This is a genomic window from Rhizobium sp. B21/90, assembly GCF_019355815.1.
In the GTDB taxonomy this organism is placed as follows: Bacteria; Pseudomonadota; Alphaproteobacteria; order Rhizobiales; family Rhizobiaceae; genus Rhizobium; species Rhizobium rhododendri.
In genome coordinates, this window is sequence record NZ_CP072163.1 from 1174480 (window position 1) to 1200284 (window position 25805).

The 25805-nt window shown below is 59.0% G+C and carries 24 protein-coding genes, 3 pseudogenes and 1 riboswitch; of the genes and pseudogenes, 10 read left to right on the plus strand and 17 right to left on the minus strand.

Annotated features, from left to right (window positions below):
* Window positions 1–38: 38 nt before the first annotated feature.
* Entirely contained in the window at window positions 39–2195 is a 2157-nt protein-coding gene (locus J5278_RS23490) for a TonB-dependent siderophore receptor (RefSeq protein WP_257623474.1), read from the minus strand.
* A gap of 115 nt (window positions 2196–2310) precedes the next feature.
* On the opposite strand from J5278_RS23490, the gene J5278_RS31200 reads away from it, so the two are divergent.
* Entirely contained in the window at window positions 2311–2445 is a 135-nt protein-coding gene (locus J5278_RS31200; RefSeq protein WP_257623421.1) for a hypothetical protein, read from the plus strand.
* A 45-nt stretch (window positions 2446–2490) separates the two neighbouring features.
* On the opposite strand, the gene J5278_RS23495 is transcribed toward J5278_RS31200, so the two are convergent.
* Window positions 2491–3312: a phosphodiesterase gene (locus J5278_RS23495; protein ID WP_219258534.1), complete on the minus strand. Its 822-nt coding sequence runs from the start codon at window positions 3310–3312 to the stop codon at window positions 2491–2493.
* Between the two features lie 251 nt (window positions 3313–3563).
* A riboswitch (cobalamin riboswitch) is annotated at window positions 3564–3792 on the plus strand.
* A gap of 180 nt (window positions 3793–3972) precedes the next feature.
* On the opposite strand from J5278_RS23495, the gene J5278_RS23500 reads away from it, so the two are divergent.
* The 4 genes and pseudogenes from J5278_RS23500 to J5278_RS23515 all read left to right on the plus strand — a co-directional run.
* Entirely contained in the window at window positions 3973–4989 is a 1017-nt protein-coding gene (locus J5278_RS23500; protein WP_219258536.1) for an ABC transporter substrate-binding protein, read from the plus strand.
* On the plus strand, window positions 4986–6029 hold the full coding sequence (locus J5278_RS23505) for an iron ABC transporter permease (protein WP_142831420.1): 1044 nt from the start codon (window positions 4986–4988) through the stop codon (window positions 6027–6029). Before J5278_RS23500 ends, J5278_RS23505 begins: the two co-directional genes overlap by 4 nt.
* Window positions 6026–6790 carry an ABC transporter ATP-binding protein gene (locus J5278_RS23510; RefSeq protein WP_209187977.1) on the plus strand — a complete coding sequence of 255 codons (765 nt, stop codon included), beginning with the start codon at window positions 6026–6028 and terminating at the stop codon, window positions 6788–6790. The genes J5278_RS23505 and J5278_RS23510 overlap by 4 nt, the downstream gene beginning before the upstream one ends.
* A 168-nt stretch (window positions 6791–6958) precedes the next feature.
* Window positions 6959–7675 (plus strand): annotated as a pseudogene (locus J5278_RS23515) (glycosyltransferase family 2 protein); the annotation flags it as partial.
* On the opposite strand, the gene J5278_RS23520 reads toward J5278_RS23515, so the two are convergent.
* On the minus strand, window positions 7673–8752 hold the full coding sequence (locus J5278_RS23520) for an IS630 family transposase (protein ID WP_111223089.1): 1080 nt from the start codon (window positions 8750–8752) through the stop codon (window positions 7673–7675). The pseudogene J5278_RS23515 and the gene J5278_RS23520 overlap by 3 nt on opposite strands.
* A gap of 98 nt (window positions 8753–8850) precedes the next feature.
* Here J5278_RS23520 and J5278_RS23525 point away from each other — a divergent pair, with 98 nt between their 5' ends.
* On the plus strand, window positions 8851–9174 hold the full coding sequence (locus tag J5278_RS23525; RefSeq protein ID WP_219258538.1) for a hypothetical protein: 324 nt from the start codon (window positions 8851–8853) through the stop codon (window positions 9172–9174).
* Between the two features lie 23 nt (window positions 9175–9197).
* On the plus strand, window positions 9198–10886 hold the full coding sequence (locus J5278_RS23530; protein ID WP_219259213.1) for a hypothetical protein: 1689 nt from the start codon (window positions 9198–9200) through the stop codon (window positions 10884–10886).
* Between the two features lie 203 nt (window positions 10887–11089).
* Here the strand turns inward: J5278_RS23530 and J5278_RS23535 are convergent, their stop codons facing one another.
* The 12 genes from J5278_RS23535 to J5278_RS23590 all read right to left on the minus strand — a co-directional run bounded on the left by J5278_RS23535 (window position 11090) and on the right by J5278_RS23590 (window position 21089).
* Complete coding sequence (locus J5278_RS23535; RefSeq protein ID WP_142831423.1) at window positions 11090–11608, minus strand: DUF992 domain-containing protein; 519 nt, start codon at window positions 11606–11608, stop codon at window positions 11090–11092.
* 86 nt (window positions 11609–11694) lie between these two features.
* Entirely contained in the window at window positions 11695–11958 is a 264-nt protein-coding gene (locus J5278_RS23540; RefSeq protein WP_209186198.1) for a BON domain-containing protein, read from the minus strand.
* Window positions 11959–12041: 83 nt separating this feature from the next.
* A complete protein-coding gene (locus J5278_RS23545) occupies window positions 12042–12221 on the minus strand; it encodes a CsbD family protein (protein ID WP_219258539.1) in 180 nt (59 codons plus the stop codon).
* A 119-nt stretch (window positions 12222–12340) separates the two neighbouring features.
* Entirely contained in the window at window positions 12341–13891 is a 1551-nt protein-coding gene (locus tag J5278_RS23550) for a helix-turn-helix transcriptional regulator (RefSeq protein ID WP_219258541.1), read from the minus strand.
* Between the two features lie 168 nt (window positions 13892–14059).
* Complete coding sequence (locus tag J5278_RS23555; RefSeq protein WP_247750598.1) at window positions 14060–14911, minus strand: formate/nitrite transporter family protein; 852 nt, start codon at window positions 14909–14911, stop codon at window positions 14060–14062.
* A 315-nt stretch (window positions 14912–15226) separates the two neighbouring features.
* The gene (locus J5278_RS23560; RefSeq protein WP_142831426.1) at window positions 15227–16126 is read right to left on the minus strand and encodes a homocysteine S-methyltransferase family protein; all 900 of its coding nucleotides are present in this window, start codon (window positions 16124–16126) and stop codon (window positions 15227–15229) included.
* On the minus strand, window positions 16119–16811 hold the full coding sequence (locus tag J5278_RS23565; protein ID WP_209187974.1) for a GntR family transcriptional regulator: 693 nt from the start codon (window positions 16809–16811) through the stop codon (window positions 16119–16121). Before J5278_RS23565 ends, J5278_RS23560 begins: the two co-directional genes overlap by 8 nt.
* A 9-nt stretch (window positions 16812–16820) precedes the next feature.
* Complete coding sequence (locus J5278_RS23570; RefSeq protein WP_142831428.1) at window positions 16821–17594, minus strand: ABC transporter ATP-binding protein; 774 nt, start codon at window positions 17592–17594, stop codon at window positions 16821–16823.
* On the minus strand, window positions 17591–18277 hold the full coding sequence (locus J5278_RS23575; RefSeq protein ID WP_142831429.1) for an ABC transporter permease: 687 nt from the start codon (window positions 18275–18277) through the stop codon (window positions 17591–17593). Before J5278_RS23575 ends, J5278_RS23570 begins: the two co-directional genes overlap by 4 nt.
* A complete protein-coding gene (locus J5278_RS23580; protein ID WP_209229684.1) occupies window positions 18277–18996 on the minus strand; it encodes an ABC transporter permease in 720 nt (239 codons plus the stop codon). The genes J5278_RS23575 and J5278_RS23580 overlap by 1 nt, the downstream gene beginning before the upstream one ends.
* A gap of 7 nt (window positions 18997–19003) precedes the next feature.
* Window positions 19004–19861: an ABC transporter substrate-binding protein gene (locus J5278_RS23585; protein ID WP_219258543.1), complete on the minus strand. Its 858-nt coding sequence runs from the start codon at window positions 19859–19861 to the stop codon at window positions 19004–19006.
* A 40-nt stretch (window positions 19862–19901) separates the two neighbouring features.
* On the minus strand, window positions 19902–21089 hold the full coding sequence (locus J5278_RS23590) for a M20 family metallopeptidase (RefSeq protein WP_219258545.1): 1188 nt from the start codon (window positions 21087–21089) through the stop codon (window positions 19902–19904).
* Window positions 21090–21367: 278 nt separating this feature from the next.
* On the opposite strand from J5278_RS23590, the pseudogene J5278_RS31205 reads away from it, so the two are divergent.
* Window positions 21368–21490: pseudogene (locus tag J5278_RS31205) on the plus strand (IS110 family transposase); the annotation flags it as partial.
* Between the two features lie 517 nt (window positions 21491–22007).
* Here the strand turns inward: J5278_RS31205 and J5278_RS23595 are convergent.
* Together J5278_RS23595 and J5278_RS23600 are read right to left on the minus strand one after the other, a co-directional pair.
* Entirely contained in the window at window positions 22008–22382 is a 375-nt protein-coding gene (locus J5278_RS23595) for a hypothetical protein (RefSeq protein WP_209184806.1), read from the minus strand.
* Between the two features lie 427 nt (window positions 22383–22809).
* Window positions 22810–24282, minus strand: coding sequence for a sensor domain-containing diguanylate cyclase (locus J5278_RS23600; protein WP_219258547.1), 1473 nt, complete (start codon window positions 24280–24282; stop codon window positions 22810–22812).
* Window positions 24283–24607: 325 nt separating this feature from the next.
* Here J5278_RS23600 and J5278_RS23605 point away from each other — a divergent pair, with 325 nt between their 5' ends.
* Together J5278_RS23605 and J5278_RS31680 are read left to right on the plus strand one after the other, a co-directional pair.
* Window positions 24608–25201, plus strand: coding sequence for a hypothetical protein (locus J5278_RS23605; RefSeq protein ID WP_142831435.1), 594 nt, complete (start codon window positions 24608–24610; stop codon window positions 25199–25201).
* Between the two features lie 131 nt (window positions 25202–25332).
* Window positions 25333–25685, plus strand: a pseudogene (locus J5278_RS31680) (hypothetical protein); the annotation flags it as partial.
* Window positions 25686–25805: the final 120 nt, after the last annotated feature.

Consider the following 25805-nt stretch of genomic DNA (forward strand, 5'->3'; position numbering starts at 1 on the left):
GTGTTTTGTGGTTGCGCCGAGAGATCGTCGCGCAGGCGCTACCAGGTGTAGCGCAGGGTCGCCCGCACCGCGCGGCGGTCGCCGTAGTAGGCGGCCAGACTGTAGTCGTCGATGCTGGCCACATATTCCTTGTCGAAGATGTTGGTGGCGTTGACGGCGAGGGCAACGCCGTTCTTGAACTTGTAATTGAAAGCCGCGTCGAAGACCGTTCTTGAGGCAAGCGGCAGCGTGTTGGCATTGTCGCCGAAAGTATTGCCGACAAAGCGGGCGCCCATCCCGACGTTGATGTCACCGATCGCGCCTTTGCCGGGAATGGTATAGTCGGCCCAGAGCGTTGCCATGTGGTTGGGAACGAGTTCCGGCCGATTGCCAATCAGCCCGGTGGTCGCGTCGTCCTTGATCCGCGCGTCCCAGTACGAATAACCGGCAGTCAGGTTCAGCCGGTCGGTGAGCGCGACCTTGCTCTCGAACTCGATGCCCTTCACGTTCACCTTGCCCACCTGGTACTGGTAGGAATAGTCCGACGCCCACTGCGCCACGTTTTTCTGGGTCAGGTCGAACAGTGCCAGGGTAAACAGCGCATCCATACCCTCGGGCCGATATTTTGCACCGATTTCGTACTGTGTGCCCTCCTGAGGCTTGGGCGTGCCGAGGAAGGTCGAGCGGCTGGCTGCCAGTGGCTGGAAGGATTCCGAGTAATTGGCGTAGACCGAGAGCTCGGAGGTCGCCTTGAAGGTAAGCCCGGCGCGCTTGGAGAAATTCGTATCGACCGCGTCGTCGCGGATGCCTGAGCTCTCCGACATCGTGTCGGCGTGATCGTATCGGCCACCCAGCGTCAGGATCCAGCGGTCGTCGATCGTCAGCTGTTCCTGGAGGAATGTGCCCGCCGTTGTCAGCCTTGTCCTGGTGTCCACCGGTGCGCCGAACGAGATGCAGCGTGTGCCGCAATAGACGGGTTTGCTGTCATCGAGCACGCCACCGGCCGTCCCGTCGAGGCGACGTTCGCTATTGCTGTCGCGGCCATAATCGGCGCCCAGCAGTGTGCGGCTTTCGAATGGGCCGTAGCTGCCGTCATATTGGAGCTGGTTGTCGATCTGGAACCGCTTGCTATGGCCATAAATTGCCAATGCAGCGCGGCTCGAAGCAGGATCGGCAGCTCCGAGATAGATCTGCTGATAGGTCATGTCGAGATTGGTGTAGCGGGCATTCTGCCGGAACTCGAAACCGTTGCCGAAATCGTGGCGCAGCTGATAGCCGACATTGCGCTCGATGGTGTCGACCCTGTCGAAATCGGGCTCACCGAGATAGGTCTCGGAATCGATCCCAGACTTGTAGGGAATGGCATGGCCAGGGTTGCCGTCGCGCTTGTTGTAATCCGTCAGGATGGTGACGGAGGTGTCGGCATCCGGCGACCAGGTCAGCGCCGGCGCGACATAGACGCGATCGTCGTTGGTATGGTCGATGCCGGCATTGGCATTCTGCCATTTGCCAGTCATGCGGTAGGTCCAGATGCCATCCTTGTCGAGCGCTCCGCCGAAGTCGGTGCCGGTTTCGACATGTCCGTTCCCAACCGTTGTATAGATCTCGCCGAAGTCTTTGTCCTGCGGCACCTTGGTGAGCGCATTGACGATACCGCCGGGGCCGGAAAGGCCGAACAGCGTGGAGTTGGACCCCTTCAGCACATCGATCCGTTCCATGCCATAGGGCTCGAGGCGGCTGGCGGTAAAGGAGCCGCCGACACGCATCGGCAGCCCGTCACGGAAAGAGCCGTCGGTCGTCTGGTAGAAACCGCGGATCAAAAAGTGGTCGTAGCGGTCGTCGGAGCCGTAGATATCGGTGGAGACGCCGGGCGTGTAGGCCAGCGCCTGGTCGAGGTTGGTGACACCGCGCTCCTTCATTTCCTTGGCGGTGACGACGGAAACCGAGGCCGGCGCGTCGAGAAGCGGGGTGTCGGTCTTGCTGCTGGAGCGGGAACTCTTTGCGACAATCGTCTTGTCAATGGTGCCAGCTCGGTCGCCTTGGCCCGCAATGGTGATCTTGGCGAGCGTGGTTGCTTCCGCGTCGCCTGACTGAGCGAAAACCGGGGTTGCGGCAAGCAGCGTCGAACTCGACAGAAACGCGATCATCAGACGTCCGACGGTCGTCGTAAAGGATGTGCCCACCGGCGATACAGTCGTCCTAGCCTCGCGAAACATCACGGCAGCCCCCTGCAATCAATCTATCAAATACCTGAAAAGTCTACGGAATACCGACCAACGACCATGATCAATAAGTTGACTGGTTAACTCCTGTATTGTTTGTTGACTCCCGATGTCAACTATTGCCTACAAATTTTCCGATCTTTCCACCGGTCTTGCCGAGGCGCGCGCGGCAACCGGAGGATGCGCACGTGAAAACACCAACGCTGACCTGCCGGTCAGCGTCGGTGCCATGGAAGCGGCCTAAAGACGAGGCGGCGACGCGGCATAGTCCGACGTCAGGGCATATGTCTCAGTTACCGAGTGCGTCGCTGCCCGATATCGAATGGTTGGACAGTTCGTAATCCTCGACATGAACGAGGCATCCCTGCGGTTTCAGGAAAACGATGCCGTAGGCGCCCGGTTCATCGACGGAGAGGGAAGTATCTTCCGTATCGAATACCATCGGCTGCTGATGGACCGGGCTCTTGAATACCGAGAAAGGTATACCGCGATGGGAGCCGCCAATCGTACGGTGAACATGGCCGGCGAAGATGTGGCGGACATTGCCGTATTCGGCAAGGATATCGTAAAACTCCTCGCCGTTCCGGAGCTTGATCTTGTCCATCCCGGGAAACCCGGTGTCGAGCGGTGGGTGATGCATGAAGATGTAGACGGGCCGGTCGCCGGCACGAGTGAGGTTCTGCTTCAACCAGGCAAGCCGATTGTCGCACAGCACCCCGGCATGAACGTCCGGCGAGACGTAGGGCGGTCCGCAAAGCGTATCGAGCAAAAGCATGACACCGTTTTCGGTCTCGATCCGCTGCTGGATAAAACCGTGCTCGTCACGCGGGCTTTCGGGATAGGCGGCAATGAAGTTTTCGCGGTTGTCGTGGTTTCCGACCAGCAGGTGGACGGGAATTTCGAGCGTGTCGAGCAGTTCGCGCAGTCTCGCATAGGATTGGCGACTGCCGCGGTGCGAGAGGTCACCCGTCATCACCGCAAACTCAGCATCGCGGTGATGCAGGTTGACATGATCTATCCCTCTTGAAAGGCGCTGATAGGGATCGAGGCCGATGATCGTCTCTCCCTCCAGGACCATGTGCAGGTCGGTGAATATAATAATTTTGCTCATGCGCTACTCCTGCCTGCGATTCCCGGAATGCCTTTCGTCGGGCACCTTTCCGGTACGTACATTCCAGACCCTGCACGTCGTTTGCAACAGGTTTGCGTCAGCAGTCTGTTTGTTGGCTAACGCGACAAGACACTTGACTGCCTGCATTTTACTAGTAATGTAACGTTATAACATAATATAAAGCAATGATGGATTTCCGACCTGTGCGAGATTTTGCGAGACCCGCCCACCTTGACCGCCGTTGCAGGCCTGTCATAGATGCCATCGACGGTTCCCTTAGGATGACTCCAAGGGGATTAATAGGGAACACGGTGAGGGCCACCCGAATGGGACCAAGACCGTGACTGCCCCCGCAACTGTAAGCGGATTGCTGCTCATCCCAGGGCCTCAGGGCCATGTCACTGCGAAGGTTTCGCGGGAAGACAGATGATCGGCGCATATCCGCAAGTCAGGAGACCTGCCGTCAAGCGCTATCCCATGAACCCGGGCGGGGATGCCCGGAAAGGAACAGATATGTCTCATTTGAATTTTCGCCATAGCCTGGCGCATCTCCGGCTCGATTGGGCTTCCGACAGCTGACGTGGCAACCGCAGCTTGCCTCGCTGCCGCATACCTGCAGCACCAGGGCACTCGCTTTCCCATAAAATCGAGATATTTTTCATGCGTCAGTTTCTGTCCAGCATTACGCTTGCCTGCGGGCTTCTCGGCATGGCCGCCCCCGCATTCGCGGCAACGGTCTATCCGCTGTCCATAACCAATTGCGGTCAACAGGTGACCTTTGCCAGGGCGCCTTCGAAGATAGTGTCCATCGGCCAGGGGATGACGGAAGTTCTCCTGTCTCTCGGCCTTGCCGACAAGATCGTCGGCACGGCGGTCTGGGTGGGTCCCGTGCTTCCTCAATATGCACAGGCCAACAGCAAGATCAAAAGGCTGGCCGACAACGATCCGAGCTTCGAATCCGTCGTCGGACGCCAACCAGACTTGGTGGCTGCGGAATTCGAGTGGCATGTCGGACCGCAGGGTTCCGTCGGTAAGCGGGAGCAATTCTCCGACCTCGGAATAAATACCTATATCTCGCCGGCTGATTGTGTCGCCAAAGTCAATTCCGACGGCGGAGACGGGGTCCGCAAGCAGATGTTCAGCATGGATCTAGTCTATCAGGAGATCGCCCAGCTCTCCGAAGTCTTCGATATCAAGGACCGCGGCGATGCCCTGATCGCCGACCTTAGGAAACGCGAGGCCACCGCTGTGGCATCCGTGGAGGGTGCGGCCGCCAAGCACCTGCCGATCGTCTTCTGGTTCTCGAGCAAAGAGGTCAGGGGCGATGCCTTCATAGCCGGCAAGAACGGTGCCCCCGCTTATATGATGAAGGCCCTCGATGCGCGCAACGTCGTGACCACCGAGGAGGAATGGCCGCTTGTCGGCTGGGAAACAATATCCCAGGCGAACCCGGCCGTCATCGTCATCGCCACCATGGATCGCCGCCGCTATGCGGCAGACGATCCCAAGGTGAAGCTGGACTTCCTGCAGAACGATCCCGTCACCAGCGAAATGGACGCCGTCAGGAACAAACGATTTGTGATGATGGATGCGCAGTCCATGAACCCGACGATCCGGACGATCGACGGCATCGAGGTTCTTGCAAATGGCATCAGGTCCTTCGGTCTGGCCCGGTGAGCAACAGCGCAGTCGTAACACGGCGTAGATGGTGGGCGCTTGCAGCGCTCGCCGTTGCCGCCATCGTCGTCCTCGGATTTTCGATCAGCCTTGCCGTTTCCATCGGGGAAATCTCCATCCCGCTGCAGACGACGGCAGAGGCTGTGTCGAACCGCATCTTCGGCACGGGCTTTGCAATCGACCGTATTCACCAAGGCATCGTCTGGGATTACCGTCTCAGCCGGGCACTGGTTGCAGCCAGTGCCGGAGCCTCGCTGGCGCTCTGCGGCGCCGTGCTCCAGGCCCTGCTGCGCAACCCGCTGGCCGAACCCTATGTGCTTGGCATTTCGGCAGGCGCCTCGACAGGGGCAGTTTGCATCACGATCCTCGGGCTCGGCGCAAACGTTCTCGGGCTGTCCGGCGGAGCATTCATCGGGGCCGTCGTCGCCTTTACGCTGGTGGGCATTCTGGCCTCAGGGGCAGGCGGGTCGGGCGAGCGGATCATTCTCTGCGGCGTTGCCGGATCGCAGCTGTTCAATGCCCTGACCTCCTACATCGTCACGACGTCTGCCAATGCAGAGCAGGCGCGCGGCGTGCTGTTCTGGCTGCTCGGTTCGATGAGCGGCGTGCGCTGGCCAGACGTCTATCTCTCCGCCCCCGTGACCTTGGCGGGCTTCATCGTCTGCCTCTGCCATGTCAGGGCGCTCGACGCCTTCGTCTTTGGCGCCGACGCGGCGACCTCCCTCGGCATCCCGGTGCGCCGCGTACAGATCGTACTCCTTGGCACGACCGCCGTCATGACGGCGAGCGTCGTCAGCATGGTCGGCTCGATCGGCTTCGTCGGGCTTGTCATTCCGCACGCCGCGCGCTTCCTGGTCGGGCCGTCGCACGGCCGCCTGCTGCCGGCGACCGCCCTTGGCGGCGCGATCTTCATGGTCGGAGCCGATATTGCTTCGCGCATCATCATCCCCCAGCAGATCCTGCCGATCGGCGTCGTCACGGCTCTCTTTGGAGCGCCCGCTTTTGCCGTCATCCTCTATCGTGTCCGGAGGACCCCATGAGCATATCCGTCGACGACGTCACCTATGCAGCCGGTAACACGCTCATCGTTAACGGCATCAGCCTGGCGATCGAGCAAGGCAAGGTTCTCGGTCTGCTTGGGCCGAACGGATCGGGGAAATCCAGCCTGCTGCGCCTGATCTGCCGGTTGAGGAAGGTCCGCAGCGGCATTATACGACTTGGAGAACATGATGTGGCTAGCCTGTCGCGCAGCGAGATCTCGCGCCGCATAGGCTTCGTTGAGCAGCAATCGACGACCGACACGCCATTGACCGTCGCCGACGTCGTCCGCCTCGGTCGCACGCCCCACAGAGGATTGCTCTCCACCTGGAGCAGCGACGACGATGCCGCCGTCGAGATCGCGCTCGCCCGGGTCGACATGCAGGCCCGGGCAGCCCAACTATGGCAGACGCTGTCGGGCGGCGAGCGTCAAAGGGTGCACATTGCCCGCGCGCTGGCGCAGGCTCCGACCGAGCTACTACTCGACGAGCCGACCAACCATCTCGATATCCAGCACCAGCTGGATATCCTGTCACTTGTCGCCAAGCTGGATATCACCTGTATCGTCGCCCTTCACGACCTCAATCTTGCGGCCATGTTCTGCGACAGTCTCGTCGTCCTGCGAGACGGCAAGGTCGTCGCCGCCGGATCACCGGAAGACGTCCTCACCGAACACCTCATTCGCACGGTCTTCGGAGTAAAAGCGCACGTAGAAAAGTCCGCGATCCACGGCCGCTGCCACATCCAGTACCTGCTCGCATAGGCCTCGGGCGGCGTGGCAAATGTGTGTGGGGGGCCATCACGGCCAATACACTGCGCAACATCCGAATGTCGAAGGATAGCGGTAGCCGTGATTGAGCATTTCTGCTGCTTTGCAAGAAAGTCTTGACCTTTGAAGGTTAGGCTACGAGCTGAAAATTGACGAGCGCATATGACCAATATTTCACCACTCATCCTCTCAATCGTTGCACCCTGCTACAACGAGCAGGAGGGGATATCGGAATTCTGCCGTCGCTGCGTCGCGGCGGCTCGATCGGTAGCCGGTGAGGATTTCGAGATTGTTTTGGTCGATGACGGCTCCAGCGACGAAACTTGGAATATAATTGCTGCAATGACAGCACTCGTGCCCCAGATCCTTGGGGTACGCTTGATGCGTAATCATGGCCACCAGCTGGCGGCTACCGCTGGGCTCGCTGCATGCCGCGGCGAGCGTATCCTCTTAATCGATGCAGATCTGCAGGATCCGCCGGAACTGTTGTTGATGATGATGCCGATCATGGATCGTGGCGCCGATGTGGTCTACGGCCAGCGTTGCCAACGTCAGGGCGAAACGTGGTTCAAGCGCGCCTCGGCTTCGCTTTTTTACCGTCTTCTTTCCCGGCTGGCGTCTGTCACGATACCGCGCGACACGGGCGACTTCCGGCTGATGCGCCGCCGGGTTGTCGACATCCTGCTGGCTATGCCGGAGCGTGATCGGTTCATACGAGGGATGGTCAGCTGGATCGGCGGGCGACAAGTTGCCTTGCCCTACGAACGCGACGCACGTTTTGCCGGCGAAACCAAATATCCTCTGCACAAAATGATTGGCTTTGCGTTGGACGCCGTTACGAGTTTTTCGACAACTCCGTTGCGTGTCAGTACTATCCTAGTGGATGGAATCTAACGCTTGGTGCCCGCGTTTAACGGCGGCGATGATTTTGTCGGGATCGGCGGTCCAAGTGAAGGGCTTTGGCTTTTTGTTGTGCTCAACGAGGAAACGGTTGATGGCGGCCTGGAGATCGACGACGGAATGGAAAACGCCGCGTTTCAGACGCCGCTTCGACAGCCTGGCGAAGAAACCCTCCACCGCGTTGAGCCATGAGCTTGAAGTCGGAGTGAAGTGGAAGGTGAAACGCTCGTGACGGTCGAGCCAGGCTCTCACCTTGGGATGCTTGTGGGCAGCATAGTTGTCGAGGATGACGTGGACGGCCTTGTCGTCCGGCACCTGGGCGTTAATGGCGTTGAGGAAGCGGATGAACTCCTGATGACGATGACGCTGCATGTTGCGACCGATGACGGTGCCGTCGAGCACGTTGAGGGCGGCAAACAGCGTGGTTGTGCCGTGCCGCTTGTAGTCGTGGGTCATGGTGCCGAGCCGACCCTTCTTCATCGGCAGGCCCGGCTGGGTGCGGTCGAGCGCCTGGATTTGGCTTTTCTCATCGACCGACAACACGACGGCGTGGGCTGGCGGATCAACATAGAGGCCGACAACGTCTCGCAGCTTGTCGACGAATTTCGGGTCGTTGGACAATTTGAACTGCCGCCACCGATGAGGTGCGAGGCCATGCGCTTTCCAGATACGCCTGACTGCGCTGGCGCTGATGCCGGCGGCCGTCGCCATCATGTCGGCCGTCCAGTGCGTCGTCTCGCCCGGCGGATCAGCCAGCGTCAGGGCCACCACACGCTCGGCGACATCGGGTCCGAGCCGCACAATACGCGACGGCCGCGTCTTGTCGCGCAGGAGACCCTCGACGCCTTCTGTGGCGAAGCGCTCTTGCCAGCGCCATACGCAGGTCTTCGATTTGCCGGTCTGGCGCATAATCTCGACAGTCCCGACGCCATCGGCACTCAGCAGGATGATCTCGGCCCGCCAGACGTGCTTTTGGGGCGCATTGCGATCCCTGGTCAAGGCCATCAGGCGTTGGTGATCTGTTGGCGAAACGGTGAACGATATTCCTGTGCGCATGCGCCAGACTCGCATGCCAACCCAGCAAATGGAATCCCATACAGGACTCTTATGTCAGGCGGTAACCACTAGGGCTTGCGACTGCGGGCATTGCATTTTTGCTGCTCATCTTTTCGATCGCAAGGTGGCTCTCTGGTGACACGATCGTTGGCTGGTCCAGTATCATGTGTGCCGTCACAGCCTTCAGCGCTATCCAGTTGATATGCATTGGAATTATTGGCGAATATCTGGGGCGATTGGTGCAGGAAAGCAAACGACGGCCGATGTTCATGATCGAGAGCCTGCTGCAAAATGGACGAGATCTGACGTTAACCAGCGATTTCTCAGATTTAGACGCCGCAGGAAAGCGCAGGGCAATCGCGTCAGCCTTGCAGGATGGAGGCGAACAGCCGGAGAATGCAAGGGCAAGGGCCGTCCGATGAGGCCCGTCGACCTCGTCGTGGATATGCCCTCAGATCCACAGTCCGAAACCGTACCGAAAGGAACCGCGGTTTCGGTCCTGCAGAACACCAACACCTCGATTTTCGCCTTCCTCGGCATTGTAGGACTGATGGTGACGGCGTTCAAGTTCCCGCCGCTCCTCGATTATGCGAACCACTATACACGCATGTGGCTGATCGCAGGCGGCATTACGGAAGTCCATCTCGCGCAAATCTATGCGCTCGACTGGCACGGCACCTTCACAAATCTCGGCATAGATCTTATGGCCCATTATCTTGGACCGTTGATCGGTGTCAGTATGCTGGCACGCGCTATTCTCTTTGCAGCGATCGTGCTCCCGCCAATAGGCGCCATAATACTGCATCGTAAGGTGTTCGGCGGATCTTACTACTGGCAGATCGCAATGCTCTACCTTGCATGGTGCGCGACGCTTATCGGCGGTTTCATCAACTTCCAGATCGGCCTCGGCTTAGCATTGCTGTTTGCATCGGTCGATCTGCATTTACAGGTCAGGAACAGACGGGCGTTATTCGTCTGGCGACTTCTGGCTTCCCTGCTTTTAACGATAATGCATCTATTCTCACTGGGGTTCTACCTTGCGCTGATCTGCGGTCTCGAAATCTCCCCCCGGTTAGAACTGCGCCGTTCACTGGCCGATTGGAGCAGATTGGCCATTCGGATAGCGCTTGCATTCCTGGCTTGCGCGATTTTCCCGCTTCTGTTGTTTCTGCGGTCGCCGGTCTTACCTGGGAATGCGCTGGGATTGGAGACGATGTGGAACGCCACGCCGACCCGGCAGATGATGAACCTTTTCTCGGCGATTTGGACGTACGTCTCCGTGGTCGATGTGATGCTGCTTATCCCTGTAGTCCTGGTCTGCACCAACGCCGCCCGCACTGGCCGGTTCAGGATGCACACGGGACTTGCGATAGCGGCACTCGGTCTCACCATCATCGCCTGCCTTTCCCCCCGCAGCATGATGGGGACCGGCTGGATAAGCTGGCGCTTTCCCATAATGGCCGCACTCACGGGCATGGTGATGTTCTGTCCGCTGCCGAAACTGGCGCGACACGAGGCACGTGTCATAATGCTCGCCTTGACCCTCGTTGTCTTCGGGCGCACCGCATGGATAAGCTACAATTGGTGGCAAGGCGAAAACGACGCCAACGACGTCATATCGGTACTGGAATCAGTCCCACCGGGTTCGGCCATCCTACCTCTCGCTCATCTTGTGCTCGCCGATCCCCTGGGCGGTTGGCAGAGACACTATGCCTGGGGCGAAGACACGTTCCGACACCTACCGACATTGGCGATACCCTTCGCACAAGCCTTCGTTCCTGCAGTCTTCACGGCACGCGGCAAGCAGCCTCTCATGGTGTTGGCGCCATGGTCTTCCATTGCGGTGCCAGAAGGTAATTTATCATCGACCGGGGTACTGAGTTGCCCTTCTTGGCTCGAAAGGGAATCCGTCCTGGCGCCGTATCTGTCTAATTGGCGAAAGCGTTTTGACTATGTTCTTGTCATGAACGCAAACCAGCCGGACAAATATGTGGGATATGCACTTCCAGGCGGCTTGAAGTTGATAGGCGACAAACCCTTCGCCCAGCTTTACAAGATTGACGCGAGTTTTGTGGCGGATAAAAGCACAACATCGCCTGTAATTTGCCCCGAACCGCTCACCGCTTTTGAGTGACCACGACAGCTGCCACGCTAACAGCGAGGTCGGGAATTTGCACGGCTCGCCTAAATTTCCTGCGGCGGTTTAAGTCGTCCGTACGGGCGTGGAAAATCCGACGACGGTCAAAATCGCGCCGGTTGCGAGGACCTGTGACATGAACGAATTGGAAAACAGGGCCGCCAAGCCCTGTTTTCGGATTTGGTGAAGGCTAGTGGGCCTTAGCTTGCAGGGCGCAGCTGCAGTCGCGAGACGCCGGCGGCGACGTTCAGGCCGGTTCCCACTTCTGCGCTGAGCGGCTGCAGGCCGAAGTTCTTGGAGTTGCCGCCGACCAGTGCATTGGCGCCGAGGCCAAGGCCGACTGAAGCACCTGCCGAAGCTCCGACATAGGTGCCGGCGAGGCTACCCTGTCCGACGCTCGTCGGTGCCGTATTGACGACGACCCAGCTGAGGTAGGACTTGCCTGTGATGCCGACATCGAGACCGAGCTTGCCGATCGTCCCGGTGTAGCGTTCGACCTCACCGGTGCGCTGCTTGAACTGGCAGGTGACTGCCTTGCTTGAGCCGATTAGCAAGCCGATTCCGCCTGCCACTTCGCACGACAGGGTGCCGAGACGTTCCTTCGGTTGCGTTACCACCTGCTTTGTCGGGTGCTTGCGATGGTGGTGCGGGCTGGTGGCCGAGGCCGCAGAGCACAGGGCCAGGCTACCCGCCATGGCGAGGATGAATGCTTTCTTCATGTGATTGATCCTTTTTCAGATCTCGTTCAGCACCCACGAGACGCGAGGCTGTGAGATTTCACGTTGTTTTGCTCAGAATGAGAGGTTCAGGGCGCAGGTTCGCCCGGGGCGATCTCGATGATGCTGTGCACCGCCTTGTGCGTGAACTCGCCCGCAACCTCGACTGCTCTGGCTGCCGCACTCTGCGAATGTGCACGGCCGCTGAGGGTCACGCATCCGTTCGAAACCTCGACTTCGATCTCGCAGTCTTCGTGGCCGAAGGTATAGGCAAGCAGGCACTCGATTGCGATCCGGGTGGAGCAGTCGCTGGATGCACTGACGGCCAAGGCAGGGTAGGGCAAAAACATCATCTTGAACTCGCCTCCATGGGATTTTCGGCTCGCCAGGTCTGGCGAGCCGAATGATCGTCTCGGTTGGGTAGAGTGGCGGTCGGTTACTTGAGCGCGTCCTTGACGGCATCCATGCCCTTGCCAACGGTGCTCTGCACTTCGCCGGCAGCCTTGTCGACCTTGCCTTCTGCTTCCAGCCGCTCGTTGCCGGTCAGCTTTCCAACAGTTTCCTTGATCGTGCCCTTGAGTTCCTTTGCGGCGCCTTCGATACGGTTCTTGTCCATTGTACTATCCTTTCATTCGCGTTGTTTATCCTGACCCCGGTCTGGCCGGCGTCATGCAAATGGAGATAGCGCTCCGAACAGGCGTCTTGCAGATTGGAAAATACCAATCCCGCTAGTAGCTAGTGACCTTTTTTCGTCAATTTAGTACTTTTTTTGGCTGGGGTCGCAACGTTAGACTTGGGAGATTTACCCTGGCCCTCGGGCAAACCCGTAAAGCCCCGTTCCCTTGCCCAGATGACCGCTGCCGCCCGGCGGTTAACGCCGATCTTGGCGTAGAGCGAGGCAACGTGGTTTCGGATAGTATTCTTCGACAGGTGCAGGCGTTCTCCCATCTCCTGATCGCTGTGGCCGCTGCAGATCAGCCCCAGGATCTCCCGCTCGCGGTCACTTAGCTCGAACAGTTGCGCCGTCGGCGCGCGGCCGGTCGAACTGTGCTTAAGGGTCGCAAGACGGTCAACGATCGAACGGCTGAACCAGGAGGTATCCGCCATGACGCTTTCAATGGCCTCGACGAGCTCGGCCTCGCTGCGCCGTCGCTCGGTCACGTCCTGCAGGGCCCAGATGACGCATTGCTGGTCGTTGATTTCCACCCGCTCGGCGGAGACGAGGCATTCAGCAGCGCCCCCGGCCTTCTGCTTCATCTGCATCGGCTCGTTTCGAATAATGGTGTTGTCGCGCAGCTTTTGCTCGATTGTCCGGCGCGCGGCGACGTCCTCCCAGAGATGGAGTTCGCCGGCCGTCCGCCCGACGACCTCGCCGGCAGCATATCCGGAGATCTGCAGGAAGGCGTCGTTTGCTTCCATGAAGACGAAGTCGTCGAGCCGGGAAATGGCCGCTGGCGCAGGCGACAGCCGGAAGGATTTCGAGAACCGCTCCTCGCTTTGCCGCAGGGCATTCTGGGCCTTCCTGCGACCATCCAGATCGGCAAAGGTGAAAAGCATACAGGGTTCTTCGACCACCGAAATCGGCTCGCCGGCGACGATCACCAGCCGGTCGCCACCATCCGGCAACGGCACCAGGGCCTCGCGGTGGCGAATGACGCGGCCCTCGTTCAGCTTCGTCAATGCATCTTCGCCGGTTTCGCAGTTGGAAAACAGACCGAGGGTCTCGACGCTCTTGCCGACGACATCTTCCTTGGCAAAGCCGGTCATCTCCAGGAAGCCCTGGTTGACGCGGATGAAGCGGTGATCGTCGAGACGGCAGATCAGGCCGGGTGCCGGGTTGGCGTTGAAAGCCCGCTCGAACCTTTCCTCGGCTTCGAAGCGCGGTGTCTCGTCCCGCATGATCAGCACGAGGACATCTGGCTTGTCGCCACCATCCGAGATCGCGAGGCTGCGCACAGTGTGCACCCAGACGAGGTCGAGATCCGAAGACGGCGAGAGCTCCACCGTCACGTCGTCGACCGTCTCGCCCACGAGCAGGCGCTCGATCGGATATTGTCCCTCTTCCAGGGGGTGGTTGTTTCGGTACCGCAGCGTGAAATTGCGGCGGTAGCCCTTTGCGTCCTCGCCGAGATCCTTAACCGCCTCGACCCGGTGCATCTTCAACGCTGCTAAATTGGCCCAGGCGATCGAGCCGTCGGGATCGACAAGGATGATGCCGTCGCTCAGCCCGGCGATGAGTTCCTGGAGAATGGAGCGATTTACCCTGGGCGCCGCAACTTCGGCCATATCAACCTCCTCGTTGGAAGTCTGGGCATGTAGGCACTTTTCTTCGGGAGGAAATAGGCAAGGCGCGATCTGCGCGCTCATGCTGCACGCGGATCGAAATTTCGCGTGGCCGGATTGCAATAGGTTCGGCACGGTTAGCCCGCCCGCTGTGCACGCCGATGATAGCGCTTACGTGATTTCGTCGCGAACTTGGCCGTGGGCCACCACCGCAAAGAGGCCTGTACCCCCAATGATGTTGCCGATCAGCGCCGGCAGGATAAACCCGCCGGCAGCCTCCCAGAGCGTCGTCTGACCGCTCAAGAACAGCAGCCATGCTTCGCCCGAGCCAGCAACGACATGGCTGAACCCGCCAATCGCAATGACATAGGTGATGAGCAGGATCACCCAGAACTCGCTGCCCCTTGCATTGGGCAAGATCCATGCAATCGACGCCACCAGGAACCCGGCAGGGGTGGCGAGGAGAAGTGTCGTGACGAAGTCATGTTCAAGAGCCGTTTTCGAAATCTCCAGGGCCGCTGCCAATTGCTCGGGGCCGACAATGATCTGCGAGGCGACAAGGGCTGCCACGAAAAATGTGCCCATCATGTTGGCAAGGAATACCGCCGCCCACAGCCGGAGCAGTCGGCCGAGATTGCGAACTGTCGGGTGGGTGGCCAGCGGCAGGACCGCAGTCACCGTCGTTTCCGTGAACAGCTGGAGCTTGCCGAGGATGACGATGACGAAGCCCACAGTGTAGCCGAGCGCAACGACCAGTTCCCGCCACGGTGCATCCGGCAGACGCAAGCCAATGAACGCTTCCGCCAGAGGCGAGATGCTGATCGCCACGCCCGCTGCAAAACCGGAGAACAGCAGCGAGATGATCGGCCGGGCGAGTTCTTCGTCGCCCTGCAGCCGGATCACCTCGTGGACGACCTTGGCCGATCCCGACGTCCGCTCCGACACCGCCCGCTTGTCATCTTCTGAAATTTCTCTGGAAGGCGCGCCCTCACTGGCAGTCCCGTTCTCGCTATCGTTCGACAAACAAATCTCCTGAGGCGCGGTGCAGGCGCGGGTTGGCGTTCTTTAAAGGGGGCAGGATATTGGAGATCTTCCGACCAGTCACGCCAACTATGTTGAAGCCGCCGAGCAATCGGCCGCCGCTTGCAATTGCACAAGCCATCTCTGTACCGGGAAATGGCGCTTTCCAGCGATGAAAATAGCAATGCACATCCTGTGCAAGCAGCGCAATATCGCCGCGTGACGCAGATCATGGACGTCGTTGGACAAGCAACTGTCGGCCCGCAGCTTTGCATTGCGCCGCTCCAACTGCTTCCACGTTCAGCGCCATCGGCACGTCTACCGCGTTGCTTCACAGACCAAATGGTTTGTCAGGTGGTGGATATGATCTGTTCCTATGCCGCAGCAGCCACCGATGATCGTCGCGCCGGCTTCGATCCAATGGTTGCCCCAATTGCAATAGGATTGTGCGTCAAGGTCAGTCCTCACCGCAGAGACGACCTCGTTGGCAGCACCGTCTTCATCCTGAGAGCCGAAGGCGTTTGCATAGACGCCGAGGGGAAGCAAAGGCACTGCGGCCCGCGCGGCCCTGAGTGCGGCAGCCATTACTTCCGGCATCGAGCAATTGAATAAGAGAGCCTCGGCGCCGAGCGCGGCGGCGAGGCGAGCCGCGTCCGCGACAGTCTGGTGCGACCGGAGTTGCGGTTCAGTCATCTCTTCGGACGGAATATCGTCACGAAGCGTGAACGAAAGCCAGAGCGGCTTGCCGGTCTGGCGAATTGAAGTCGCGGCCGCGGTGGCCTCTTCCAGGCTGCTTTGCGTTTCTGCAAGCCAGAAATCGACGTAAGGGGACATCCCGCGAACGAGGACGCCGAGATAATCGGCCGCTAGTTCGGCGTTGAAAAGCTCAGGCTGATAGGATCCGAAGACGGGCGGCAGAGAGCCTGCCACCTTGACATTTGTGGCGCCCGCCGCATCGCGTGCCAAGCGTCCCGCCAACGCGGCAAGCTCCTCGCCGCGCTCGCGAAAGCGCGCTTCGCCGATGTGAAAGGGGACGATGGCATAGCTGTTGGTGGTGATGACCTTTGCACCGGCGCGGATGTAGCTGTCGTGGACCTTTCGGACCATATCAGGTGCCTCCATCAGCGCGAGGGCAGACCATTCAGGCTGACGGAAGGGAGCGCCGATGCGTTCCAGTTCGCGCCCCATTCCACCGTCGAGGATCAAGATATCAGCCATGATGTACTTTCTGTTTTTGGGTGTTGGCTCTCTGAAGTTCATGAAAGCCGGCGATGTCGTCCGCTATCGAATCCGCGATATGATCGCGAACGGCCTTCTCGGCATCCTCCGGATTCTCCTGCATCAGGGTCTCGAAGAGACGCTGGTGTTCCGCAACGAGCGGCCGCCGACGCGGCCAGTGCAGCTCCGACCAACGATAGAGCCATTCCATCTTGTCGGCGAGCTGGGCGTGGCGGCGCATCAAAAGCCGGTGGTTGGCGGCCTCGACGATGCTGGCGTGAAAGCCGAGATCTGCTTCCAGCCTTGCATCGGTGCCACCGTCCTCCGCGCCACCGAGATTGTCGAAGGCCTCCGTGATCCTCGTCGTGTCGATCGCGCACCACCTTTCTGATACGATGCGGGCTGCCAAGCCTTCGAAGGCAGCCCGCATCGAATAGATTTCAGAGATCTCGCGGGCGTCGAGATGGGCGACATGCCAGCTCGAATAGGGCGTTCGCATCACGAGTTCCTTCTCCTCGAGTGCAAAGAGAGCCGAGCGTACTGTTCCGCGGCCGACGCCGACTTGCTGCGCCAGTCCCTGCTCGGTCAGAGTGGCGCCTGGAAGAAACTCGCCGCGAACGATGGCATCGCGCAGCCAATCCACCGTATTGTCCTGCAGGCTCTTCTTGTCGATCGGTTCGCGCATCACGTACCCTCAGCGATTACGGTCGAAGTGGCCGCTGAGGAACGAGCGACAGCGATCGGACTTGGGGTTGGCGAAAACCTCTTCCGGCGTACCGTCCTCGGCGATCAGGCCCATGTCGAGGAAGATCGTGCGCGACGACACCTCGCGGGCAAAGCCCATTTCGTGGGTGACGATCAGCATGGTCATGCCGTCCTCGGCAAGGCTGCGAATGACCTTCAGCACTTCGCCGACCAGTTCCGGATCGAGCGCCGAGGTAGGCTCGTCGAAGAGGATGGCGCGAGGATGCTGCGCCAAGGCACGGGCAATGGCGACGCGCTGCTGCTGCCCGCCGGAGAGGTGAGCCGGCCAAGCATCGCGCTTTTCCGCCAACCCGACCCGCTCGAGGAGTGCCAATGCCTCCGCGATACAATCGGCCCGAGGGCGTTTCTGGACATGGATCGGCGCCTCGATGACATTTTCGAGCACGGTCCGGTGCGGCCAGAGGTTGAAGCCCTGGAAGACGAAGCCGAGATGGCTGCGCATGCGCCGGGCAGCCGCCTCCTCATTGCGCGACAGCCTTCCCGCTCTGGGGGAGATGCGGTCTGCCCCGACGGACACCGAGCCCTCATGGGGGATCTCGAGCATCGGAATGCAACGGAGTAGTGTGCTCTTTCCAGAGCCGCTGGCACCAATCAGGGAAATGACGTCCCCGTCATCAGCCGTAAGATCGATACCGCGCAGCACCTCGTTATCACCGAAGCGCTTTCGCAGACCGCTGATGGAAATTGCCGGGAGGGCGGTCATCGGTATGCTCCAAACTGCCAAGGAGAGAGGCGGCGCTCGATCCAGTCGGCGGCCCGCGTCACGAGGAGGGACAGGGCGAGGTAGATCACCGCCGCGCAGAGAAATATCTCGATCGCGCGCCAGGTTTCAGACACCAGCGCACGGGCGATGCCGGTGACCTCCATCAACGTGATGGTGCTGACCAGCGCGGTCGATTTCAGCATTGAAATGACCTCGCTTGAATAGGAGGGCAGGGCCTGGCGGAAGGCGATGGGCAGCACGATGCGTCGGGTGACTGTAAGCCGTGTCATCCCGGAGACCCTGCCGGCCTCGATGAGGCCCTTTGGCACGGCGCGCAGGCCGCCACGAATAATCTCCGTCGTGTAGGCCGCGTCGTTCAGCACCAGCGCCAGCAGGCCACACCAATAGGGTTCGCGAAAGAACGGCCAGAGGAATGTGTGCCGGATCACCCAGAAATGGGCGAGCCCGTAGTAGATCAGGAAGATCTGGATAAGTAGCGGCGTGCCCCTGAACAGGAAGACATAGGCCGAGACGAAGGCTTCACCGATGGGGTTGACGCGAATGAGATTGAAGAACAGCGCCAGGCAACCGCCACCCAGCAGCGACAGGATGCCGAGATTGAGCGTCAGCGGCAGGCCGACCAGCAGTTGCTTCTCGATATCGGCGAGGAACTGGATGTCCATCAGAAGCCTCCTGCCGATTGGCCGTGCAGGCTGCGACGTTCGATGAGGCGAAAGACCTGGCCGGAGATCGTAGTGATGACGAGGTAGACGCCGGCGCCGGCGGAATAGAACAGGAAATCCTCCTGCGTCGAGCCGGCTGCTGCCGAGACCTGGCGCATGACCTCCACCAGTCCTGTCACCGAAACGAGCGCGGACTCCTTGATGACCGACTGCCACTGGTTGCCAAGGCCGGGAATGGCCGTGGTCATCGCCTGCGGTGCAATGACGCGACGAAACAGCAGCCAGTTACCCATGCCCACGACGCGCCCCGCTTCTATCGTTCCCTTCGGGACCGATTGATAGGCGCCGCGCAGCACCTCCGACTGGTAGGCCGCCGATATCAGGCCGATGGCCAGCATGCCGGCGACGAACCCGCTGATTTCGAAGGGGCCGGCAAAGCCGAGCGCCTGTCCGACAAGCGCGACGATCTGGCGGCCTCCGAAGTAGAAGAGATAGATCACCAGAATGTCCGGCACGCCGCGCATTACGACGGTGTAGGCAACCGCGATTTTTCGCATCGGCCAGCTTCCGGCGACGCGGGCCCAAGCGACCAGCGTCCCCAGCAGCATGCCGACGATAAAGGCGCAGATGGAAACGGCAAGCGTGGTAAGGCCGGCGCGAAACAGCGCCATGCCCCATCCATCGGGCCCAAATCCAAGAAGCGCCAGGTCTGCCTGCATGTCGGCCTCAGAGCTTTGGCGTGATGACCATACCGAACCATTTCTTCGAAAGCTCAGCCAAAGAGCCGTCATCGGACATGGATTTCAGGCCCTTGTCGAGCTTCTGCTGCAAATCCTTGTTGCCCTTGCGGATAGCGACGGCCGACCCTGTCCCCATGACGCCGCCCTTGATCGACGGGCCGGTCTTGACGGCTTCGGCAGCATTCTTTTCGAGAAAGGCAGCTACATTGGTCTCCGCCGCCATGCCCGCGTCGATCCGTCCATTGAGAAGGTCGTGGTAGACATCAGGCCCGTTCGGGTACGTGCGGACCGTCACGCCCTTGTCGGCGAGATATTTGGTGAGAAACGTGCTCTGGATCGTCGACACCTGTACGCCGACAGTCTTGCCGGCCAGGACCTTGGCAATGTCGGCGATCGCTGGCTGCGTCGCTGCATCGTCGGCAAGGTCGACGGACGTTCCGTTGCCGGGCAGTTCGAGACCGCTGTCCTTGGCGACAAAGAAGGTCGAGCCTCCGGTCGTGTAGGGTAGCGAGAAGTCGATGACCTCGCGCCTTTTGTCGGTGACCGAAACGGAATCAATCACGCCGTCATACTTGCCGTCGATCACGCCCTGGATCATTCCGTCCCAAGCCTGGGGAATGATCTTCACATCGAAGCCGGCGCGTTTGCCGATCTCGTTGATCATGTCGATCTCGAAGCCCTTCAATTCGCCCGTGGGAGAGGTCATGTTGAAAGGTGGAAACGCACCCTCGGTCGCGAACACGTAGGATGTTTGGGTCTGCGCGAATGTGGCTGCAGGTGTCATGGCGATTGCGGCGATGGCAGCAAGGCCAAGGCGCAGGAAATGGCTGCGTGTGATGGTCATGAGTGTGATCCCGGATATGTAGGAGGGTATGGAATGGGTGTCAGGTGAGTAGCTCGACAGCCACGCGCGTCAAGGCGATGGCGCTCTGCTTGATGCAGGATTCGTCGGGCTGATAATCGGAATTGTGAACACGGTCGTCACGACCGGGCTGGCCGGAACCGATGAAGATTTGGATGGACGGAAGGCGTTCCGAAAAGTAGGAAAAGTCCTCTGCGCCGAAGCTGGAACCCTGCTCTACAAGTGGCAGAACGCCAAATTGCATTCCGAGCGCTTCCGTGGCACGATCGACCAGGCGGTCGTCGTTCATCAGCGGCGGTGCGCCGCGCACATAGTCGATATCGACGGATACGTTGAGTGCGGCAGCAGCACCCTGGCAGATCCGGCTGAAGGAGGCCTCTGCCAAGTCACGGGATTCCGGCGACCGGCATCGAACCGTGCCCTCGAACATGCAGCTGTCGGGAATGATGTTCTGTGTCGCGCCGCCTTGGATATGGCCGATCGTCAGTACCGCCGACGTCGAAGGATCCATCTCGCGGGAAATCAGGGTCTGCAACTGGGTGATCATGTGTGCGGCAGCGACGATGGGGTCGATGGCGGCATGCGGGCGGGCCGCATGGCCGGACTTGCCGTGGACAATCACCTTGAACTCGTCGCTGGATGCGGTGCTGGCGCCTCTGTTGAGGACGATCTTGCCAGCTGGAGTTTCCGGACGATTGTGAAAAGCCACCGCCAGGTCGGCACCGTCGGCAGCGCCATCGGCGATCATGGCGGCAGCGCCGCTCTCCTGCGTTTCCTCGGCCGGTTGAAAAATCAGCCTTATCGATCCGGCAAGCTCGGACGAAATCCTTAAAAGCGCGCTCGCAGCGCCAAGCAGCGCCGCCGTATGAATATCGTGTCCGCACGCATGCATGGCGCCGGGGATCGTTGAGGCGAAGGCAAGCCCGGTCTGCTCTGCTATCGGCAGGGCATCCATGTCGGCGCGCAGGATGACGCACGGTCCGGGACGACCGCCGGTAATGGTCGCAACCACACCTGTTCGGCCAACACCTGTCTTGGGATCAAGTCCGAGAGCCCGCAACTCGTCCGCGACGAGCTGCGCCGTCCTGAAGGTGTCGAAGCCGATTTCCGGATGCGCATGGATGTCGCGCCGGATCTCAATCAACCGCGGCTCGAGCGGCTGCAATAGATCTTCGATTATTTTCGTTGGATCGTTGGAGGGGTAAAGCATATTTCGATCCAAATCTGTCGGTTCAGAGCCTTCCCCAAGCATGCGAAAGACGGGGCTCTCTGTCAAGGATCGACAATCGATGCTTCAGCCCGCTAAAGCGCAATAAAATTCTATTTTTCTAACCAACTTCAGAATATCGTACCGATGATTGTTTTGACAAATTGACGATATGGTCGTTGTGTTCAAAGGGCTTTGTCCTTGCGCCTGATGCCGCAGAAGACGATGTTAGCCATCAACAATTGAAGCCTATTGAAGAAACGCGTCCAACTCTAAGTTATCTGGTGGCCGCTCGCAATCAGCTCCTCAGCATCTCGACCCAGCTCAGCAATCAGATCCGCGGCTTAATGAAGACGTTCGGTCTCATCATCCTGGAACGCACAGGTCGGGTATTCGTTCGCGAACATGAGAGTGGATGGGTATGGCGGCCTAGGTGTTAAGAACAAATTGCCAGATCGGCGCTCACGAGATTCAATCTAGAATCCACTGTCGCTTCTTTCCGCGACTGACTGAAATCCCTGTCCGGGACTTTGTGAAACCCGCAGTGTCGCGCTGCAGACGCCATTCCATTCAGCAAAATTGCGATTGATGGTGACGATGGTGCTCTTAGTCTTCCACGGTTGCCCGCACGGCGGAAGCCGATCACTTTGCTTGGAGCTACTGGCAGTTCGAAAGCAGTTTCAGCGCCTACGACTACCACATCGTCAATGACCGTTGGATCGAGCCGATTTCCAAAGCTCTGCTTCCCGCTTCATCGTCGGAAGTCAAATAGGGAAGTACGATGTAGTTTACGTCCTCATCACGGCCCAAAGAGTTCCGTGGGGGGAGCTTCCACGGGATTGGGGTCGCTTCAAGCGATAAACTCACACTATTCGATCGAGTTTATTGCCGCTTAAGCTTGTCGGTGCGTCGCTCCCCCGGTCAGGTCAAATAGTGAACGACGAGGTAGAGAGCCGCGGCAATGCCAGTACCGGCGCATAGCAATGTGCTTGTCGATCGAAATGCCGCCCCGCTCTGACCAACGGGGATATTTATCGGTCCCTTGGCGGGAGCAGGGGATGTGATCGCAAGGGTCTGCGTTGCGGTTGACGATGACGTAGAGATACCCGGACGGACGAAACTCGGATCGGTCCCACCGCAGGTCGGAACAATTACTTTCGTGCCGGTGTTCTCATCGGCCTTCACGTTGAAGGTCAGCGTTTCACTTTTGCACATTTCCCCGTAAACTTTTGCCGCAGCGGTCGCTTCGTCATCCGCCTCGATCAACGAGGTATGTGTGACCAGAAAATACGGCATTGCTCACCTGTCGAAATCTGCTCTTACACAGTATGGCTGCGGTCGTACATGTCGCATGATATGCGCGGATTTATTCGGGGCGGACTCGATAGCTACACTATTTGATAAATTCGCAGCCAATTAACGGCCTTCCCCAGTGGAACAGTCAGCCAACATAGAAGGGTGGAAATTAGTAGGATTGAAAAGGGCCCGCCGGGCAGTGGATGGCGGGCCCTCTTTGGCACAGACGCGCTACAAATTGTGACATCGGCACTGTAACTTGCGATGGTTAACAAATTTCGGACGACTATTGGGGAAAGCGCTATCGAATATGCGATAGTTACAGCTAGCGCTCGCCAAAGCGCTCAAGCATTTCTCGCAGCTGCTGGTTCTGCTGAACCAGATGCGCCTGTAGCTTCACGGCTGGTTGGCCGGCAACCTGCTTATCTCAGCTATCACGGCTCTGTCGCCCGTCAGCCACGCCCAGTTGGCTCCGAAGCCTTTCGTAATGTGCGCGTTTTGCTTCGTACATCTTGAGGTCTGCGCGTTTAACGACGTCTTCCATGGAGTCGTCGGCGAGACTGGTTGCGACACCGCATGAGATGCTGAGGGGCATGCTGGAATAAAATTGGTTGTTGATCGACAGCAGTTCGTTGATGGTTTCAACGGCTATGCTTGCGGCCTTGGCGTCTGCGCCTGGCATCAGAACTGCGAACTCGTCGCCGCCGATGCGACAGGCATGGTTCGGGGGTGAAATCGCGCCGCTCAGAATTTCGCCGAACCGCCTCAGCAGAGCGTCACCCACGTCATGCCCGTGCTCGTCATTGGCGCGTTTCAGGCCGTTGAGGTCGATGATGATGGCCGAGACGGGTTGAAGCGATTTCCGCTCCAGACGGCTCAATTCTTCGCTGTAAAAAGCGCGATTGTAGAGCTTTGTCAGGACATCGTGTTTGCCGAGATATTCTAGATAGGCTTCCGCCTTCTTGCGGGCAGTAATGTCAGCGAGTGCGACCTGCACCCTCGACCAATCGCGTTCGTAACCGGGGAAGACGGAAAAGTGCAGCAGGATGTGACGGGGCGACCCATCGAGCGCATAATTGACGACCTCGCGATGGTGATGCAGGTTGCCATTCCACAACTCCATCAGTTGCTCCCGAAACGGCTTTTCCATATCGTCCCGGAAAATCTCGGTGATCCGCTGAAGAAGTTGCGACCGATCCGCCGCGCAGAAGAGATCGAGTGTCGCCTGATTGACGTCCAGCACGCGGATCTCGCTCATGCATTGCCTGACGAATTCCGGATGGACGTCCATGAAAGTGCGGAAATCCGTTATCCCGCGATCCCGTATGGTTTCCAGCAATGTCCTGATCTGGCTGAAGTCTTCAATCCAGAGAGATACGGGAGAATGTTCGAATATCCCTTCGGCGTAGCTGCGTTGCGCAATCTCTGCGCGGCGGGCCGTCTCACGGTCCGTGACGTCTTCAGTCGTCAGCAACACCCTTGAGAGCGTCTCTTCGGCGCCCGGCATAATCATGCCGCGAAGCTGAATATCAAGCCTTCGGCCAGTCAGGGTGTAATTCACCGTCGCGCTTGAAAACGATGGCTTGCCGTCAAAAAGCGCTGCAAGCTCGTTCACATGCGTCTCGAGCATGTCGTCACGAAACACGGTGGCCATATTCGCCCGGAGATGTTCGACGTCTCTGGCCTCGACCAGATCGAGCGTCCACCTGTTGACGTCGAGGAGGCGAATGCGCCTGGAGCATTCGGCGACACGGGACAGATCCTCTTGCAAGAATCCTCGAATATCGGTTACGCCTTCCAATCGCCAGTCATCGAATAGCTTTTTCACCTCGCTGAAATCTTCGATCCACATGGCGATCGGGGCGAGGTTGAAAAGTTCGGAATCAGGCACAGACGACATCACGTGTCCTTAGCGTCAATCGAGTAGGCTTCGTTTTATACAGTCTGCTATTAACGAACGGTTGGGGACGGCACGATGACGGCTTTTTCCACCACCACCGCGCTCTTGGTGTCCGTGGCCGATATCGGCACTCCCGATCGATCCATTTAGGCGGGTCGGCAGCGTTTCCAATGTCAACGGCTTTGCAACGATTTATATTCCTCAAGAAATTGAGACGCACCCTAGCTCTGGCATGGCCTTTTCAGCGATGCCAGGTGCGCTATGGTAAACACACCCGGATGGACGATAGCCGGGCAGTCGTGCGGCGCGACGAGAGGAAGCGTATATGGCATTGGATGCGGCTGGTATGAGCGCGGAAGGCTTCTCACATGTGCGTGTCATAGTCGGGATGGTTCTTGGCTTAAGTCTGGCGAGATTGGTCAATGGCCTGACGCGCTTCGTGCAGCACCCGGGAAGTATCAAGATCTACCCGATCCATTTGGGCTGGGTCGTTTTCCTTCTCATCACCATCATTCATTTCTGGTGGTACGAATTCAATCTCAGGCTGGTCCCGATATGGACCTTCCCGATTTACTTCTTCCTGATTGTCTATGCGATGCTCTACGCGGCGTTGACAGCCCTGCTTTTCCCCGATCAGATGAGTGAATACAGCGGCTACGAGCAATATTTTGAAGCTCGCAAACGCTGGTTCTATGGCGTTTTCGCCCTGACGTTCATCATCGACCTCGGCGACAGCCTGATAAAGGGATCAGACTATTTTGCAGCCCTCGGAACCGAATATCTTTTTCGCCAGTCCATATTTGCGTTCTGCGCCGTAGCCGCGATGTTCGTGCCTGGCAAAGGTTTCCAGGCACTGTTTCTCATCGTCGGAACGCTCTACCAGATCAGCTGGATTCTGAGAGTTTACGATCTGCTCTAACAGCAATCCTCGTCACGAAAACCCAAGACCACCGCGGTCTGGCCGAGCGGGAGATCATGTCGCAGCATCAGCCTATTTTGATGCCCAAATGTTTGAACTGAAATGCTGCAATCGCCATTCGATCCACGCGCATGGACCGCCCGGGTTTGTCGCAGGACCCACCTCGAGAGACGCAGGGTCTATGTCCCCGCAAGACGGCGAACAAATTTTCTCCTGAAGTCTCTGCCCGTGCCGTGCGAACGGTGCCAGAGCAGGTCACATGACGCCCGGCATCCGTCGCAGTGCGCTGCCCTTTCCTTTATCGCAGAATAGATCGGCCGCTCGGCACAGACGCTCAAGGCGTGCACGAAGAAGGCACAGGTCGAGGGAGGCAAGCGGGCAGGCCTGCCACACGACGTGACCGAGACGGTGAAGGCTCCGGAACGGGAGAGCCGGGGGAGGTCGTCACGAGAACGAGAATTTGCGCAAAGCCTCTACAAATTTTGGATTGGACCTATCCCTGCAGCCCAGCCTTTGGTCACAATCGGACAATGTTCGATTTTCCCAAGCGGTAAAGCAACTAGATGAGGACATGAAACGGGAAGCTGGGCCCCAGCGACGAAGT

Coding starts and splice junctions, on each gene's coding strand:
- J5278_RS23490 (WP_257623474.1), bottom strand. CDS start 2,195: ATGTTTCGCGAGGCTAGGACGACTGTATCGCCGGTGGGCACATCCTTT.
- J5278_RS31200 (WP_257623421.1), top strand. CDS start 2,311: ATGTCAACTATTGCCTACAAATTTTCCGATCTTTCCACCGGTCTTGCC.
- J5278_RS23495 (WP_219258534.1), bottom strand. CDS start 3,312: ATGAGCAAAATTATTATATTCACCGACCTGCACATGGTCCTGGAGGGA.
- J5278_RS23500 (WP_219258536.1), top strand. CDS start 3,973: ATGCGTCAGTTTCTGTCCAGCATTACGCTTGCCTGCGGGCTTCTCGGC.
- J5278_RS23510 (WP_209187977.1), top strand. CDS start 6,026: ATGAGCATATCCGTCGACGACGTCACCTATGCAGCCGGTAACACGCTC.
- J5278_RS23520 (WP_111223089.1), bottom strand. CDS start 8,752: ATGCGCACAGGAATATCGTTCACCGTTTCGCCAACAGATCACCAACGC.
- J5278_RS23530 (WP_219259213.1), top strand. CDS start 9,198: ATGCCCTCAGATCCACAGTCCGAAACCGTACCGAAAGGAACCGCGGTT.
- J5278_RS23535 (WP_142831423.1), bottom strand. CDS start 11,608: ATGAAGAAAGCATTCATCCTCGCCATGGCGGGTAGCCTGGCCCTGTGC.
- J5278_RS23540 (WP_209186198.1), bottom strand. CDS start 11,958: ATGATGTTTTTGCCCTACCCTGCCTTGGCCGTCAGTGCATCCAGCGAC.
- J5278_RS23545 (WP_219258539.1), bottom strand. CDS start 12,221: ATGGACAAGAACCGTATCGAAGGCGCCGCAAAGGAACTCAAGGGCACG.
- J5278_RS23550 (WP_219258541.1), bottom strand. CDS start 13,891: ATGGCCGAAGTTGCGGCGCCCAGGGTAAATCGCTCCATTCTCCAGGAA.
- J5278_RS23560 (WP_142831426.1), bottom strand. CDS start 16,126: ATGGCTGATATCTTGATCCTCGACGGTGGAATGGGGCGCGAACTGGAA.
- J5278_RS23565 (WP_209187974.1), bottom strand. CDS start 16,811: ATGCGCGAACCGATCGACAAGAAGAGCCTGCAGGACAATACGGTGGAT.
- J5278_RS23570 (WP_142831428.1), bottom strand. CDS start 17,594: ATGACCGCCCTCCCGGCAATTTCCATCAGCGGTCTGCGAAAGCGCTTC.
- J5278_RS23575 (WP_142831429.1), bottom strand. CDS start 18,277: ATGGACATCCAGTTCCTCGCCGATATCGAGAAGCAACTGCTGGTCGGC.
- J5278_RS23580 (WP_209229684.1), bottom strand. CDS start 18,996: ATGCAGGCAGACCTGGCGCTTCTTGGATTTGGGCCCGATGGATGGGGC.
- J5278_RS23585 (WP_219258543.1), bottom strand. CDS start 19,861: ATGACCATCACACGCAGCCATTTCCTGCGCCTTGGCCTTGCTGCCATC.
- J5278_RS23590 (WP_219258545.1), bottom strand. CDS start 21,089: ATGCTTTACCCCTCCAACGATCCAACGAAAATAATCGAAGATCTATTG.
- J5278_RS23595 (WP_209184806.1), bottom strand. CDS start 22,382: ATGCCGTATTTTCTGGTCACACATACCTCGTTGATCGAGGCGGATGAC.
- J5278_RS23600 (WP_219258547.1), bottom strand. CDS start 24,282: ATGTCGTCTGTGCCTGATTCCGAACTTTTCAACCTCGCCCCGATCGCC.
- J5278_RS23605 (WP_142831435.1), top strand. CDS start 24,608: ATGGCATTGGATGCGGCTGGTATGAGCGCGGAAGGCTTCTCACATGTG.